Source organism: Runella limosa DSM 17973 (assembly GCF_000482465.1).
GTDB lineage: Bacteria > Bacteroidota > Bacteroidia > Cytophagales > Spirosomataceae > Runella > Runella limosa.
In genome coordinates, this window is the sequence record NZ_AXVJ01000061.1 from 13517 (window position 1) to 29520 (window position 16004).

At 45.5% G+C, this 16004-nt stretch carries 15 protein-coding genes; 14 read left to right on the forward strand and 1 reads right to left on the reverse strand.

The genetic code is table 11. The features are described 5' to 3' along the window. Positions 1-13: 13 nt before the first annotated feature. The 4 genes from K339_RS0106710 to K339_RS0106725 all read left to right on the forward strand — a co-directional run bounded on the left by K339_RS0106710 (position 14) and on the right by K339_RS0106725 (position 4507). Positions 14-766 carry a hypothetical protein gene (locus K339_RS0106710; protein WP_028522925.1) on the forward strand — a complete coding sequence of 251 codons (753 nt, stop codon included), beginning with the start codon at positions 14-16 and terminating at the stop codon, positions 764-766. Between the two features lie 33 nt (positions 767-799). Continuing rightward, positions 800-1282 carry a hypothetical protein gene (locus K339_RS0106715; RefSeq protein ID WP_028522926.1) on the forward strand — a complete coding sequence of 161 codons (483 nt, stop codon included), beginning with the start codon at positions 800-802 and terminating at the stop codon, positions 1280-1282. An 18-nt stretch (positions 1283-1300) separates the two neighbouring features. Then, positions 1301-3988, forward strand: coding sequence for a M4 family metallopeptidase (locus K339_RS0106720; RefSeq protein WP_028522927.1), 2688 nt, complete (start codon positions 1301-1303; stop codon positions 3986-3988). 102 nt (positions 3989-4090) lie between these two features. Further along, positions 4091-4507 carry a hypothetical protein gene (locus K339_RS0106725; protein WP_028522928.1) on the forward strand — a complete coding sequence of 139 codons (417 nt, stop codon included), beginning with the start codon at positions 4091-4093 and terminating at the stop codon, positions 4505-4507. A 36-nt stretch (positions 4508-4543) separates the two neighbouring features. On the opposite strand, the gene K339_RS0106730 is transcribed toward K339_RS0106725, so the two are convergent. Beyond that, positions 4544-5692 carry a glycosyltransferase gene (locus tag K339_RS0106730; protein ID WP_028522929.1) on the reverse strand — a complete coding sequence of 383 codons (1149 nt, stop codon included), beginning with the start codon at positions 5690-5692 and terminating at the stop codon, positions 4544-4546. Between the two features lie 88 nt (positions 5693-5780). On the opposite strand from K339_RS0106730, the gene K339_RS32780 reads away from it, so the two are divergent. The 10 genes from K339_RS32780 (at position 5781) to K339_RS0106780 (ending at position 15901) form a co-directional block, all read left to right on the forward strand. Then, positions 5781-6545, forward strand: coding sequence for a DUF2490 domain-containing protein (locus K339_RS32780; RefSeq protein WP_051397847.1), 765 nt, complete (start codon positions 5781-5783; stop codon positions 6543-6545). An 82-nt stretch (positions 6546-6627) separates the two neighbouring features. After that, complete coding sequence (locus K339_RS0106740; RefSeq protein WP_028522930.1) at positions 6628-7182, forward strand: hypothetical protein; 555 nt, start codon at positions 6628-6630, stop codon at positions 7180-7182. A gap of 93 nt (positions 7183-7275) precedes the next feature. Then, on the forward strand, positions 7276-7509 hold the full coding sequence (locus K339_RS0106745) for a hypothetical protein (RefSeq protein ID WP_028522931.1): 234 nt from the start codon (positions 7276-7278) through the stop codon (positions 7507-7509). Between the two features lie 90 nt (positions 7510-7599). Then, positions 7600-8700, forward strand: coding sequence for a hypothetical protein (locus K339_RS0106750; RefSeq protein WP_028522932.1), 1101 nt, complete (start codon positions 7600-7602; stop codon positions 8698-8700). A 49-nt stretch (positions 8701-8749) separates the two neighbouring features. Next, positions 8750-9658: a hypothetical protein gene (locus K339_RS0106755; RefSeq protein WP_028522933.1), complete on the forward strand. Its 909-nt coding sequence runs from the start codon at positions 8750-8752 to the stop codon at positions 9656-9658. Between the two features lie 8 nt (positions 9659-9666). Beyond that, positions 9667-11214: a vanadium-dependent haloperoxidase gene (locus tag K339_RS0106760; protein WP_028522934.1), complete on the forward strand. Its 1548-nt coding sequence runs from the start codon at positions 9667-9669 to the stop codon at positions 11212-11214. A gap of 73 nt (positions 11215-11287) precedes the next feature. Next, on the forward strand, positions 11288-11731 hold the full coding sequence (locus K339_RS0106765) for a DUF4440 domain-containing protein (protein ID WP_028522935.1): 444 nt from the start codon (positions 11288-11290) through the stop codon (positions 11729-11731). A gap of 23 nt (positions 11732-11754) precedes the next feature. Further along, positions 11755-12306: a hypothetical protein gene (locus K339_RS32785; protein ID WP_157607502.1), complete on the forward strand. Its 552-nt coding sequence runs from the start codon at positions 11755-11757 to the stop codon at positions 12304-12306. Between the two features lie 154 nt (positions 12307-12460). Further along, entirely contained in the window at positions 12461-13018 is a 558-nt protein-coding gene (locus tag K339_RS0106775; RefSeq protein WP_028522936.1) for a carboxymuconolactone decarboxylase family protein, read from the forward strand. Positions 13019-13120: 102 nt separating this feature from the next. Next, positions 13121-15901 carry a TonB-dependent receptor gene (locus tag K339_RS0106780; protein ID WP_028522937.1) on the forward strand — a complete coding sequence of 927 codons (2781 nt, stop codon included), beginning with the start codon at positions 13121-13123 and terminating at the stop codon, positions 15899-15901. The last annotated feature ends 103 nt before the right edge of the window (positions 15902-16004 follow it).

A 16004-nucleotide genomic window follows, 5' to 3' on the forward strand; every position in this document is an offset into this window, starting at 1 on the left:
CATTTCTAAAACCATGAAAAAGACAATTATTCTGCCTGTTATTGTGGCTTTTGCCATGACAGCCTGCAACAATACGACGGCTAACAATACCGAAAAAAGTGCCAGTGAAGCGCCAAACACTGAGGCCGTTTCTACTGCTGGAAATGCTGATTGCCTCAAATCACACGCTGATAAAGGGACGCTCGATCAACTCCTTCCGCTTGATGTCATTAAAAAACATCACAATGTTCCTGCGCAGGCAAAGAAAACGTATAGCTACCGTGCCGAGGCAAAAAAGCACGACAAAGATACCTACGAATACACTTGGGATAGTGATAGGGTTCGTAAAATGAAAATAGCGGGCAGAGAAGTGGAATATCCTTCCTCCAATCGAATAGGACTCAGATGGGTAGGTAGTGACTTATTTACAATCATGGGAAAACCGACTTCTTTGGAAAATTTTAAGGCTTTTTATCGAAATACGACCGCCGCCGAAAAAGAAGCTGCTTTCAAAAAAGCAGGCGAGTCGATGAAAGAAAAAGGCTATGATGCCAAAACCACCGAAACTGCGACCAATATGGCCAAAGACTTGTCGGGCGACGAGATTACGTTTAAGGACATCACTGGAGTAGGCGATGCGGCCTCTTGGCGTATCAAAGAAAAAGAACTCACGGTCTTGGTCGGTAAAATTACTTTTCAAGTGAGTGTAGAAGTGAGCAGTAATGACGACGAAAACATCGAGTTAGCCAAAAAACTGGCCGCCGAAGTGCTGGCTAAGTGTAAATGATTTTTGAAAAATCGTATCTAACAACCACACAAAATGAAAACAAATCTTAAATCTATTGTTTCACTGGTAGCCCTAGTGGTGCTGGTAAGTGCTTGTAAATTAGGAACGTCAAAAGAAGACGACCCAACGCCATCGGGTGGCTCTAACTCTTTTGCCGCAACAGTGGATGGTAAAAGTTGGAAAGCCAATACCGCCAGCGGAGGCGTGGCCATCGTCGGAGGGCTGTTGACGATTGTAGGAAAAATAGACGATGCCAACGAAATCTCCATTCAGATGGTGGGGAAAGACATCCAAACGGGAGTAGATTATTTGTTTGAAATCCCCGCTAATGAAACCAACAAAAATGCCAATCTGCTTTACAAAAGACAGAATAATCCGCTGTTTGCTAAAAGTGGGAAAGTACGCTTCTCGACCTTTACCAACAAAAAAATTGAAGGAACATTTGACGCCCAAGTGAGTGATTTTATCAATGCCAACGCCGAGATACAGTCGGGGACGTTTGTGATTAATTTATAATTCAAACTCGGATAAGCCATGAATGCAAAGCAGCTCGTTTGGTTATTGGTCGTGTTTTTGGGATTGTATGTTGAGGCTTTGGCGCAACAAAAACCGTCAAAGCAACAACAGGCCGAACTTGATAAAGCGGTAAAGGAAGCCGAAGCCGAAATGGCCAAGCTCAAAGATCCTGCTTATATCAATAAAATGTTCGATGACCAAATCAAAGAACTCAAAGCGAAGGGACAAGCCACGCCTGAGTTGTTGAGGGAATTTGAAAAAGCGCGGGCTGAAATGCTTAAAATGGCCAAAGGGGGTGGTGTATCTACCCCTTCTCAACCCGAAGAACCAAGCGAACCAGAAACTGTTTCTCCTGCACCAAAGCCCGTAGAACAGCCCGTACCTACCAACTTTGACGAAGTGGAAAGCCCGTATTCAAAAGTCCCTTCGTCGTTTCAGTTTTATCGGGAAAGCGAAGTGACGGTTGCAACCTTTGCGGAATTTATGCAAAAAAAGTACGGCGTTCAGTTACAAAAAAGGGAAACGACCGCGCTACCAACGGGCTCAAAAATTACGACATTTCAGCAGTTTGTGGGAGAATACCCCGTTTTTGGGGCTTATTTTAAAGTAAGACATGAGCCAAACGGCAAAGCCCTTGCGGCTTCAGGCGATGCCTTTGATGGAGAAATGATTTCGAAAGTTATGCTGAAACCTTCGTTCAGTAAAGAAAAAAGCATACAAGTGGTTGGCTCAAAAGTAGCTACCGCAGCCATCGTACCTAAGTATGAGCAACTCATTATCATTCCTGATCGCTTGACGCCGTCATTGCGTAAACTGCGACTTGTTCATCAAGTTTCGCACGATGACATTCTTTATTTTGTCGATGCTCAGTCAGGGCAAATTGTGCATCGGCTCAATCATCGGAGTTTTTGCTGGCATTCAAAAGGCGCCGACGAGCACAAAGCCGTTGCGCAGATTAACACCAATTACTATGGATTTCAGAAAATAAAAACGTTTTATGATAGCGATACGAAAACGTATTTACTTTCGTCGCACGATACGCCTTATGTTGTTGTCATTGATACCAATCAAAAAGTGCCTACTCGACCCGATAATGAGTGGAATCGGGGCGAGTATCGGGTCAAAGGTATTTTAGATGCTGCTTTTTCTGGTCAGAAAGTAGTGGAATTTTATCAAAGCCAATTGGGACAATCGAGTTTTGATAATAAAGGAACGCAAGTCGGTATCAGGCGGGTCCCAAGGGAATGGAAGGAACACTACAAAAACGCGTTTTGGTCAAAAGAGCACAATCTTATTTATTTTGGTTACATCAATGGCAACCCTTTGGCAACAGTTGATATTGTAGGTCATGAGTTTACGCACGGATTGGTTAGCTATACCGCCAATCTTTTAGGCCAAAGTGAGTCGGGCGCGCTCAATGAAGGTATTGCCGACATGTTAGGGACTGCCGTAGAGCATTGGGCACAGGTGAAAACTCCCGATTGGCTAATCGCCTCAGAAGTAATTTTGGGAGGGATTCGAAACATGAAATCACCAAAAACACTCACCGATACGGAGCGTAAAGGGCCTAATACCTACGAAGGTGAGTTTTGGATAGATACCAATGGGTGTGTGCCAAGTGAGGATAACGATGATTGTGGCGAACACATCAACAGCACGGTAGCGTCGCACTGGTTTTATCTGTTGTCGGAAGGTGGAAAAGGAACCAACGACCACAAACAGCCTTACAACATCGAAAAAGGAATTGGCATTCAAAAAGCGGCCAAATTGGTCTATCAAACCCTTTTTAGCTTGACTCCCTACACCAATTTTGAGCGTTTTGCGGAAGCCACCGTCAAAACAGCCGAGCAGATGTTTGGCAAATGCGCTACCGAAACGCACAGCGTCAAGCACGCATGGTATGCCGTGGGCGTGTTTGAGGATGCACCTGCCCGTTGCATGGATTTGACATTTGACTGGACCTACGACCCCGAACCCAACAAAGCCATTCGGTTTTATGTAAAAGGCGACAGCATCGTATCGGTGGTGCGTACAGAAGACGGTTGGGTGAAGACGTACAGTGAGCGAAATAGCGCATTTATGCACATTGTTTCTAAAGACGAAGAGGGAATAAAAAACATTACAGTACCCAAAAATTGGGCAGGAACGATTTATAACAAGATGGAGGAAATCGAACCGCAGATGGAACAAATGAGGGAAGAGGCACTTGAGAAAGCAAAAGCCGAGCTTCGTGACCCAGCGACATCGTCCGAACGGAAAGCGGAGTTAAAAGAAACAATTCCACTGGTGGAAAAACACCTAGCAGAAGGCCGCAAAACGGCCAACGAAACCAAGAAAAATCTCAAAGAATTGAGCGATGGAACGCACCTGACCAGCGAAAAGGCATTTTGGGGAGGGCGAAAAGGAAAGCGAGAATTTGACAAGGAAAATATCAAAGGTAGTTATTTATACCAAGGGAAATATTTGGCAAAACGCTATGTACTCAAAGGAGGGATTAGCTGGGAGTCAACCACCGAAATTCCGCTTCATTATTCAGATTTGGGGCTATTTGTGCCGCTCAGTACGGGACAATTGCGAATGGGAGTCGATCATTTCATGCGAGGTTTTCCGCTAAAAATGTTTGGCGGAATCAGTGTCCGAAACATCAAAGAATCTATTCCGTCCAACTTTAACGCCCTTTTTTCTTCAAGCCCTGTTTTTAACTGATGAAAACCACTCATCGTTCAACGCTCATCACTCAGCTCTTCGTCGCATTTTGGAATGTAGCACCAAAAAGGGTTAATTTTGGGGCTTCATTTATCCAAGAATATGAAAAAAGACATTGATTTTACGCCAGTTGAAGGGGTTGTGGTGACTATTGCCCGCCGTATCAACGAACTGACCGAAGCCGAGTGGGGCGTTTATTTGATTAATCAGAATGAAACTACCATCACCAACGTTTTTGTAACTTCCAGAGGGTATTCGGGCGACGATGCCAAATCGAAAGCAGATCAAGAACGCACTTCTACCTTACGCCACTTTTTTACTGAAATAGAGGCGGGGCAATGGGTGCAAGTCGAAACCATCATGCCCGATGTATTCCACCTCAACAACGAATATTGGGTGAGTTTTTACGTAGAGAGTAAGATTTTTGACAAGAAATTCATCTTCGTTCCCGACAGTATTGTAGAGGAAAACTTGCAACCGATTCCCGAATTGGGACTCGACGGGGTGTTACACGTATAAAACCTTCGGGAAGCTCCAAGCTTCCCGAAGGTTGGCTTATTTTCTGCGTATTTTCTCAAATTCCTTGGCCAAGTTTCCCGCTACGATATTGATGTCGTAAAGCTCCCATACCATTTCTTTGGCGTTTTTGGCTAGTATTTGACAATATTTAGGGGTTTGGAGCATTGTTTCCAATCCGTAATAAACATCTTCGACGGTCAGTGGAGCTTCGTGGGCGGCATTGTATTTTGAGACGGTTCCATCAAATCCAATGCGGTCAGAAACAAGCGACGGCACCCCCGCCGTCATGGCTTCGAGGGCTGCAATAGAAAAACCTTCGGAGTAGGAGGGAAGTGTAAAAATATCGGCATCGGCCAAAGCTGCTTTTTTGGTTTCTCCCGTCAACATACCCACCATAATCATTTTATCTTGCAGTTGATGTTCGGCAATAAACCGCTCCGTTTCGGCTTGGTAGCCGTCGTCGGGGCCTGCCAAAATTAGCAAGGCATCATTATGCTTTTCGGTATATTTTTTAAACGCAGGTAGTAACAAATCCAAGCCTTTTTTGATGTTCAAGCGTCCCATAAACAAAACCAGTTTTTTATCGGCTGGTAAGTTAAATTGGCTTCGGAACGTTCCCTTTGGGGGCAATTGTGCCAATTCATCCAACTGCATACCGTTGGGGATAATGGCAACGTTGGGATGCTGAAAACCTAAAAACTGGTGCAGGTCGTTGAGTTCGTCGTGGTTATTGATTTGAATCAATTGCGCTTTTTTCAAAAAACGTTTTTGGAACAAAATTCCAAACAACTTCTTTTTCCAATAACCGTGATTTATCGCCCATTTGTCAAGCAAGCCGTGAATGGTAATGGCCTTTGGGGTATTATTTTTAAACAAAAACGGCGCGACACTTCCAAAATGCCAAATGCCGTGGCAATGAACCACGTCGTATTCGTGAATGTGTTGGCGGAGGTAATCCCAAGCTTCAAGGGAAAATTCGGGGAAAAAGCGGCTTATGGGTGCGGTGCGCTTGCAGACAATGACGCGGGCACCTTCGGGGGCAGGATACACCTTGTCGCCTGGGGTAATCGGACTCAAAATATCCACCTCGTGCCCAAGTTTGAGAACAACGGTTGTATGGTCGTAAATGATTCGGGCAGGGCCACCAATCGCCCAGGTATAAGCGCAAATATTCAAGATTCTCATGGGGACAAAGATACAAACGAATCGCGGAGTTTTTTGGCACGCTCTTTGTGAAGGATTTTTATATACCAGATTAAGACCCATTATTTTGATGAAAAAGTTACTTCTAGTATTAGGGTGTGTATTGAGCATTGCTACTCAAGCCCAAGATTTAATGCTGTACGGAATTTCGCCCAGTTATTCTCAGGCAGGGAAATTCACCAAAAAGCTAGGGTACAATGTAAACGCGTCTTCGGTGATGAATGCTTTTAGCCAAACAGTCGATGGGAAACGTTTTCCGAGTGGGCATACGCACCTTGTTTTACATGGTTTGGCTACTTACCAGCTTTCAAAACCGCTCACAATTGCCGCAGGGTATGCGTATGGGCGACATAATATTTTTGGACTCCGTGAAAACGAACATCGTCTGGTAGCGCAAGCAACGTATCAACACAAACTTGGGAACTTTATCATTACCCACCGTGGTCGCTACGAGTGGCGTCAACCGACTAACTTACAGACCCGTATCACTTCTCAGGCATCCATTGGTCGTTATCAAGTTTGGGCAACTTTGCCTTTATATGATACCAAAAAAGAAAAACAAGGGTTTTTCGTGTCGGCCTCCAATGAAGCATTTTTATACTTCAAAGGAGCAACAAATGGTCCAGTGAGCTCGCGCAACGGGTCCTTAATTTCGGAAAACTGGATGCACCTTGCGGGAGGATATAATTTTGGGCTTACTCGGGCCGAATTGGGATATTGTTTTCAAGCTTTGGTACGTAATAAAGCCCAAGACTATCGTTTCTTTAATCTGCTTCAACTTAATATTTATCACACAATAAATTGGAACGATATTCAATATTGGTGGTATTTGTGAGAAGTTAGGCACGAAAATTGTTTTTAACTTTACATAGTATTTTAAAGTTTTCAATACCTTTGAGGCAAAATTTCATTATTCCTTGAAAAAATTAACTGCAATCGGACTACTACTGCTACTGCTCTACAATATGTTTGGGCTGACAGTTACCGTGTTGCTTTTTGACAAGGATTTTAGTACAGCTTCGCCGACCGTCGCAAACGACGAGTGGCAGACCCTCAAAATGCACTTACCTACACTTCCTTATAATAGTACGTGGAAAAATACCGAAGGGCAAGAAGGGCTAATCAGACACGGGGATGAGTTTTATAACGTGACCGAACAGCGCCACGAAAACGATACTTTGTATGTAACCATGAAAACCAACCAAACAGCGCGCGATCGCTTTTTTGAGTTGGCCGATCAAATTCAAGAGATGACCGACCAAGAGGCCCAGTTGCCCGATAGCCCCATGGGGAAAGCGGTAAAGCTCTTGTCCGATTTGTTGAAAAATTATCTCCCCACTTCTATCACTATCATGGAATGGCCTACTGCTCAAGCGACCGAATCGTTGAGTCAGGAAAACTACGCCACTCCTTCGCATTCATTACTTCAAGTGATTCTATCGCTTCATTGTCCGCCTCCAGAGCAAGTTTAATGAAATGTATGAGTGACCTGCCCCAAGGGTAGTTCATTCAAATAGGCTATTTGTCGCCTATTGACAACCATTTTTCATTAAGCCAAGCTCACTATGAAAATTCTTATAGGAGTACTTTTATTGTCGGTTACGGCGCTTATGACGTGTAGCGATACGCAAGCAGCCAGAAAGTGGACAAGTAAAAGCGCAAAATTGTGTACAACTGTGGGAGAAATTCCCAAACCAGCACTTTCAGGAATCAATGGAACATCTGTCAAGGATATTCCACCCGTAGGCTGTGCCTTGCCAATGGCGCAGTTGGAGGAAGTTGTACACCAAGCTCCCTAAGAAACGTATCGTATGTGATGATTTTGGTTGAAAACAAACTATGTTCAACAACCCCTTCCAACCATGGAAGTTTAAAATTATCATGCCTAAATGAAACGAATTCTATACTCTCTAATCGGTTTATTTTTAGCCAATGAAGGCTTTTCGCAGGGCTGTGTAGCTGTGCGTCACATGAGTTGTACTGCGGCCAATACCGCGTCTTCTGAGTTTTTTCAGCAAAAGAATGGACAATGGCAGGTAAGCATGGGCTACCGCTATTTTCGGTCATTCCGCCACTATAAAGGCGATGCCGAACAGCACGAACGTTTGGAGCAAAATACCGAAGTTATCAACCTCTCTCATGCCCTAGATTTGGGGATTAGCTACCAGCCAAGTGCGCGTTTGTCGTTTGGTATCAATTTGCCTATCCAATACAACGACCGCTCGTCGCTTTATGAACACTATGGCAATGCGGTTTCGGCTAACCCTGACCAGAAGCGTTTTCATACATATTCGCAAGGTATCGGTGATATGCGCCTGACAGCGAGTTATTGGATGCTCAATCCGTATAAGTTACCTAAGTTTAATTTTGCCTTGGGCGCAGGCCTTAAACTTCCTACTGGAAATCCAGGCGTAACGGGCGATTTTCATAAACTAAACAAAGAAAAACAAGACTACGTTATCAATAAGCCCGTTGACCAATCGATTCAATTGGGAGACGGAGGAGTTGGATTTAGCCTCGAACTACAAGGCTACGCCCAGCTTACTAAATCGACTACTGCCTATTTTAATGGCTATTATTTGTTCAACCCCAAAGAAACTAACAACGTACTCCGTAGCCCAGAAGCAACCACGATTGACTTGGTAACGGGCTATTTTTCGGTCTCTGACCAATTTGCGGGACGTGCTGGGATAAGCCAATCCATCGGAAAAGGACTTTCGGTGATGTTGGGAGGACGCGTAGAAGGTGTGCCAGCCATTGATGTCATCGGTGGGAGCAAAGGATTCCGCCGTCCAGGTTATATTGTGTCGGTAGAGCCAGGTGTTGCTTATATGAAAGGTAAGTTTTCGGCAGCGCTGAATGTTCCTTATGCACTTTATCGTAACCGTACCAAAAGTTACTCTGATCGCCTAGACCCGCTCGGCGTACGTCACGGTGATGCTGCCTTTGCAGACTACTCGGTTTCGGTCAATTTAACACGTTGGTTCTAAGCCATCTTACCCCCAATCGGGGTGTTTTTACACCGTAATAATTACAAAAATGAAGAAGATAAATTTACTTAAAACTCTTTTAACGGCAGCCTTTATGGGCTCTTTTGGAGGATGGGAGCTGCTTGCCCAGATGCCGTCAGACGCGATTTATATGTCTAAAGGGCAAGTGTGTGTCGCCACCATGTACACCAATAGTTCGTGGAATGAATATTGGGAAAACACCCTCAAGCGCGAAAACTTTAACATCGGTACGCATACGACCCAAAGTGTGATGGTGATGCCCGCCATTGGAATTACTAATCGCCTAAATGTACTACTGTCGCTTCCGTATGTTTGGACCAAAACATCGGCGGGGAACTTGATGGGTCAGAAAGGGCTGCAAGATTTGTCAGGCTGGCTCAAGTGGAAAGCCGTAGAAGTAAAAGGGTTTTCAATCAATGGTTTGTTGGGTGCTTCTATTCCTGTGAGTAAGTACGTTCCCGACTTTTTACCTATGTCGATTGGGCTTCAGTGTAAAACGGTATCAGCTCGTATTTTGCCTAGTTATCAGCACAAATCAGGAGTGTATGTGACGGGGCATTGGACGTACTCATGGCGCAGCAATATAAACGTAGATCGTGATGCCTACCAAGCCGACGACCGTGTGTATAATACCAATGAAGTAAGTGTTCCTAATGCCACCGACTGGGGTGCGCGCGTAGGGATTTTGAAAAGAAAATGGCAAACGGAAGTATTTGTAGAGAATTTTTCATGCGTAAATGGCGATAACATTCGCCGCAATGATATGCCTTTCCCAACCAACAACATGGAAGCAACGACGGTTGGTTGGTATGGTAAATTTCAGCCTAAAGCGTTGGGAATGAATGCCCGCGTAGGCTATGTAACAAGCGGCCTTAACATGGGGCAGAGCACCAGTGTGATGGTGGGAGTGTTGTATTTGTTCAATTTTAAAAAGTAAGGATATCCATGAAAAAGTATGTACCATACCTGAAGTATAGCGGCATTACGCTGGCAATTTTAGTGGGTGTGTTTGCCTGTGATAAAACCATCGAAGAGCCACAACGAGTAGGTTATACACCTGCTAGTGTGGACGAAAAAGCAGGGACTTGGAAGACCTATTCATTGGCTTCTCCAGAAGAAATTAGTGTACCTGCTCCAACAGCAGTGACGTCGTCAGAATACGTGGCTGAGTTGGCTACCTTGAAGGGTTTAGCCAGCAACTTGAGCCAAGAACAAAAAGAGGCAGTTGTGTACTGGGGAGCTGGGGCAGTGTATCGTTGGAACGAAATCGCCCGTGAATTGGCCGCTCGTTACAACATTCCACCTGCTTCCAATGCAGATGGGAAATATCCTGTACCCGATGCTGCTAACCCTTTGGCAGACCCTAAGTTCCCGTTTGCAAACCCACCATACACAGCCCGTGCGTTGGCGTATTTGTCGGTAGCACAGTTTGATGCCTTGGTGTCGGCTTGGAGTTATAAGTACAAGTTCAAGCGTGCAGCACCTTCTAAAGTAGATGCCAGTATTCCAGTAGCGTTACCTGTATCGACTTTGCCAAGCTATCCTTCAGAAGATGCGGTGGTAGCGGCCGCTTCGGTGACAATATTGAAAGCCATGTTTCCTGGTGAAGTAACTTATTTGGATGAGAAATTAAAAGAACATTTGGCCAGCCGCCAATGGGCAGGTATGAATGTAACCTCTGATTTGTCGGCAGGAACTACCCTCGGTGGGGCCATTGCGGCCAAAGTGATGGGGCGTGCTAGAACGGATGGTATGGGTGCTGCCAACAACCAGGCACTGACGGCGGGGATGATAGAAGCCGCTAAGAGCCGTGGTATCAAAGAGCCGTGGGTGAGCCAAGAAGCGCCTTTGCGTCCGCCGATGTTGCCTAATTATGGTGCAGTGGCTACGTGGAATTTTGACAAAGCAACTTTAGGCCAAATCCGCCCTGTGATTCCTTACGTGGTAGGTTCGGCAGAATGGCAAAAAGAGCTGGATGAGTTGAAGAGCATCCAAAACAACCAAACGCGCGAACAAGCTCGCATCGCCAACTACTGGGCCGACGGAGCAGGTAGCTACACGCCTCCAGGACACTGGCACCGTGCTGCTGCCAATGCCGCGCACGAAGCACGATTCAGTGAAGTGAAAATGGCACGGGCGTTGGCCTTGGTCGGAACCGCCGAAATGGATGCAGGGATTGCGTGCTGGGAAACCAAGTATTATTACTACACACCTCGTCCTCAGCAGTTTGGATTGAAAACATCGGTAGGTTTGCCTAACTTCCCTTCTTATACTTCGGGGCACTCTACGTTTTCGGCAGCGGCGGCTACGGTATTGAGTTACATTTTTCCTGACCAAGCTACAAAATTCGACGCACAAGCCAAGGAGGCTTCAGAGTCGCGTATTTATGGCCTGATTCACTACCGCATAGACTGTGAACTAGGTTTAGTTCATGGACGAAAAATCGGTGAATATGCCATTGCTCGCGGTAAAGCAGACGGCTCAGGTCTATAAAAACATTGACATCTTTACGCAATATCCACCTATGAGGTTTTACTAGACCTTGTAGGTGGAAAATAAAAAAACAATGAAACTACTTATTACTTTATTCTTGGCAGTGGCTAGTTATACCATGGTAGCTGCCCAAACCACACCGTCTGAAATAGCACAGCAAGTAACCAACTGGCACAATGGGTTAGTAAAAGGAGACCTAGAGGGAGTATCTGCCATGTATGCCAGCGACGCTGTGTTTTTTCCAACCTTTATTAATAGTGCCAACACACCAGAAACCCGTAAGGCTTTTTTGACAACCTTGATTGCCAAGAAACCCGTAGCAACGCTTAACAACGACCAGCGAGTACGTATCTTTGGTGATATAGCGACTTGCTCAGGTTCGTGGGTGTTTGACGTAAATGCCGCCGATGGCAGCCGTGAAAAAAAGCCCGTTCGTTATTTGTTTGTATATGAAAAAAGAGGAGGGAAATGGTTGATTATTGAACAACACGTATCGGCCTTTCCTGAAAAAAAATAACTCAATAAAGTTCCCCTAACAAAGTGAAAAGGTTTGTCTCCATACTACTTTTTGCGCTGTTGCTCTACAACATGGTAGGCTACTCGGTAGTCTATTGGTTGGGGGGCAATGTCGCGTTTGAAGTATCCAAAGACGAACCTCTTTCTACCTTAAAAGAAGGTGACTTTGTAACGGTAAAAGTACCCGTTTCGCTTCCCTACCAAACCGACTGGACAGCTCCTGAGCCTGTTCAAGGAACGATTCAGGCGGGAGATGAATTTTACGAAATGGTAGAGCAAATCATGCTCAATGATACACTTTTCATCAAATGTAAACCAAACCGTGACGCCCGCGCTAATTTTGAAGCGCTGTCTGATCACATTGACCAACACATTAAAAACCAAGCTACTGAACATCCAAAGCCGTCAAAGTCTTGGGCAGGACAGTGGTTAAAAGAATACGTTTCGTTTCAACGTTTACACGTATTTTACGTAGTAGAATGGCTGACCGACTCCTCACCGTTAGAAAACAACACTTCTTCTCTAATGACCCGCGCCCTGCGGGTGATTGTGCCGCCTCCTAAAGCTCTTTTTTAAGGTGAATGCTCCGTCTCGCGGTAGCTATTTATTGACAAAAGATTTGTTTCAATAGCATGACTTCTTTCAGAGGTGAAAGAATACAGGTATGCTTTGTGACAACTCATTTCCTTAAAAATTTGAGAAAAATAAAAACAGATATTTTCTGGTTGTTATGCCACATATTCCATTGCCAGCACACCTGCCAGGTATTACGGGCTTGCTCGAATACCGCTTGGATACCGCTTTGCCAATCCGCGATTTGACGCAAATTTTGTTGCGCGGAGAGTCTAGCCTCACACAGGGCGAACGTGAGCTGATAGCTACGTTGGTTTCTTCCCGCAATTGCACCAATTTCTGCGAAGCAGCGCATACCAAAGCCGCCGATTTGCTCTTGGGCGAGTCAGAAACGGCGCGGTTGGTAAAGCAGGACTTTGAAACGGCACCCGTGAGCGACAAAATGAAAGCGTTGCTGAATATCGCAGCGCTGACGCAAGTGAGCGGAAAAGCCGTGACTGCCGAGGCAATCGAGCGCGCTAAACAAGCAGGAGCCACCGACCTTGAGATTCATGATACGGTGTTGATTACGGCTTTGTTTTGCCTTTACAACAAGTACGTGGACGGATTGGCGACGGTAGCTCCTTCTGATCCTTCGTTTTACCAGACATTAGGTGAACGTATTGTAGGGCGCGGATATACCCGCCCGCCAGGGGGATTTGTAGCGCCTAAATAGGGAGTACTAGGTTTATTTTTCTCGTAAGTAAAGCACAGTTTTACCATCGTTTGACCCTTTTCGGACGATAAAGTACCCACTTTGTCAAAATTGTTATAAACAATGAAAAAATATATATCTCTTTTAATTTTCTTCGGTTGCATTTGTTGGATGAGTAGTACACTACAAGCGCAACAGACGCGCTTGTCAGGAATAATCACTGACCCCGAAACAAAACAGCCTTTGCAGGGAGTTTCGGTGGCGGTGAAAGGAAAAGTTATCGGTACAGTGACCGACGCGAAAGGTCGTTTCGAGTTGGCTACGGCTACGCCAGTTACTTTGGTGATTTCGATGGTAGGCTACGAACGCCAAGAAGTAAGCGCCAGCAATGATCAACCTCTGACGATTTCGTTGAAGGCCGATGTGGCGGAACTTAATCAGGTGATTGTCTCGGCCTCGCGGATTGAAGAAAGCAGTTTAAGAACGCCCGTTACCATCGAAAAAATGGAAGCGCGCGCCATTCAACAAGCGCCCGCTGCGACGGCTTTTGAAGCCTTAAACAGCCTGAAAGGAGTGGATATGGTGACGAGTGGTTTGACACTTCGCCAGATCAATACGCGCGGGTTTAACAACATTGGAAATAGCCGTTTTTTGCAATTAACCGACGGCGTCGATAACCAATCGGCGGGTTTGGGCTTTGCGGCGGGTAGTTTTTTCGGCGTTTCTGACTTGGATGTAGAGTCGATTGAGCTCATTCCTGGAGCAGCTTCGGCGCTATATGGCCCGACGGCATTTAACGGGTTGTTGATGACAAAAACCAAAAGTCCGTTTGATTTTCAAGGGTTGACAGTTCAGCAAAAAGTAGGTATTAACCACGTCAATGACCCCAATGGGGGAGGTGTAAAGCCTTTTTCTGAAACGGCAATCCGTTATGCAAAAGCTTTTAACAACCGTTTTGCCTTTAAACTAAACGCGTCATACATCAAAGGAACTGATTGGTACGCAACAGATTATACCGATATTGACCCTAATACACCCGTTGAAAATAGGGGAAATAACAATCCTGGAAAAAATAGTTTGAACATCTACGGGGACGAAGTCGCTTCGACCTTGCCAGGGATTGGGCGGGTGTCTCGTACGGGTTATTTGGAAAAAGACGTAACCACTTACGATGTATATAGCCTAAAAGCCAATGCGGCTTTGCATTACCGTATTTCGGATAAAATTGAGGCGATTTACCAAATCAATGTCAACCAAGGAACGGCCAATTATACCAGTAGTAGCCGTAACATGTTGCGCGATTTTCGTTTTACGCAACAGCGCCTGGAGTTGAAAGGAGCCAATTTCTTTATCCGTGCGTATTCGGTGGCCGAAAACTCGCAAAATGCGTACAATACCCGTTCATTAGGGCAGTTTATCAACCGCACTTGGGTAAAAGATTTGAGTGGTAATGTAGTGCCTATCGGCAAAGCAGATGCCACTTGGTTTGAACGCTACGGGGCAGCCTACAACGGGAAGGTTAACGGTATCACATCTCAAAACCATACCGCTGCACGGGCATTTGCCGATGAGGGTAGAATTTTGCCTGGGACGTCAGCGTTTGACGCGGCCAAAGACAAGTACAGCCACTTGTACGGTTTGGAAGGCGCAGGTGTATTGAGTTTGTGCAAAATGTACCACGTAGAAGGCTTGTACGATTTTACTCCTCATTTTGAGTGGTTGAGCATTCAGGCGGGTGGAAACTTGCGCTACTACGACATGAATACCAACGGGACGCTGTTTGACGATAAAACCAATAAAGTTCGCGTCAAAGAATACGGTGCGTTTGTACAAGCGTCAAAAACGCTTTTTGCAGATAAGTTAAAGCTAACGGTTTCAGGTCGTTATGATAAAAACCAAAGCTTTGCAGGAAACTTTACGCCAAGAGCTTCGGCGGTGTTTTCGCCCAATACCAACCACAATTTTCGGGTAAGTTACCAAACGGGTTTTCGTAACCCGACGGTCGTTGACCAATACATTAAACTTAATGTCGGTCCTCTGATTTTGTTGGGTGGTGCTCCGTCAAATTCAGCAGGTTTGAATGCCTACGAAAATTCATTTACGGCGGCTTCGGTAGGAGCGTTTGGAGCGGCATTTGGACAAGAAACGGCGGCGGGGACATCGTTTGCCCAAGCCATTGCGAAGCACAAAGACAAGTTGGTGAAATCGGCTGTTCCCTACATTCGTCCTGAGCAAATGCAGGCGTTTGAAATTGGTTACAAAGGTGCCATTAACAACCGCTTGTTGTTTGATGTAAGTTATTATCACGGAAAATTCACCAACTTCTTAATCAACCAAGTGGTGATTCGCCCCAACTCGGCGGCGGTGTTAGCGGCCGATGGAAGCATCAATCCCGCAGCGGCACAAGAGATTTTGAGCACAACTACGCGTCAGACCTTCCAATTATATACCAATGCCGCCGATAAAGTATCGACCGACGGTGCCAGCGGAGGAGTGACGGTGTTGTTGGACAAAGGCTATCGCTTGGCCGCCAACGCAACTTGGGCACAGTTCAATATTTTGGATGCCAACCCCAACAACGTTCCCGCCTTTAATACGCCAAAATGGAAAACCAACGTCACGTTTAGCAATGCTCGCTTGACCGATAAAGTCGGTTTTAGCGTTGCGTGGCACTGGCAAGACGCCTTTTTGTGGTACGGTACATTTACCGAAAACCGCCCAGGACCTGTTCCTGCTTACAACTTGATTGACGCGCAAGTTTCGTACAAATTGACGAAGCTAAAAACGATGCTCAAGTTGGGCGCTTCCAACTTAGGGAACAACTACGTGGTGCAGGCATACGGTTCACCAGCCGTAGGAGGTTTGTATTATGTGAGTTTGACGTTTGATGAGTTGTTGAGATAAAATACGGTACTCTTCCTAACCCTTTGTAACAATGCACAACTATAGTCATAAAAAATTGCCCTTAACACTATCCCCAATGGGGGTAGGGTGGAGCAGTTGCATC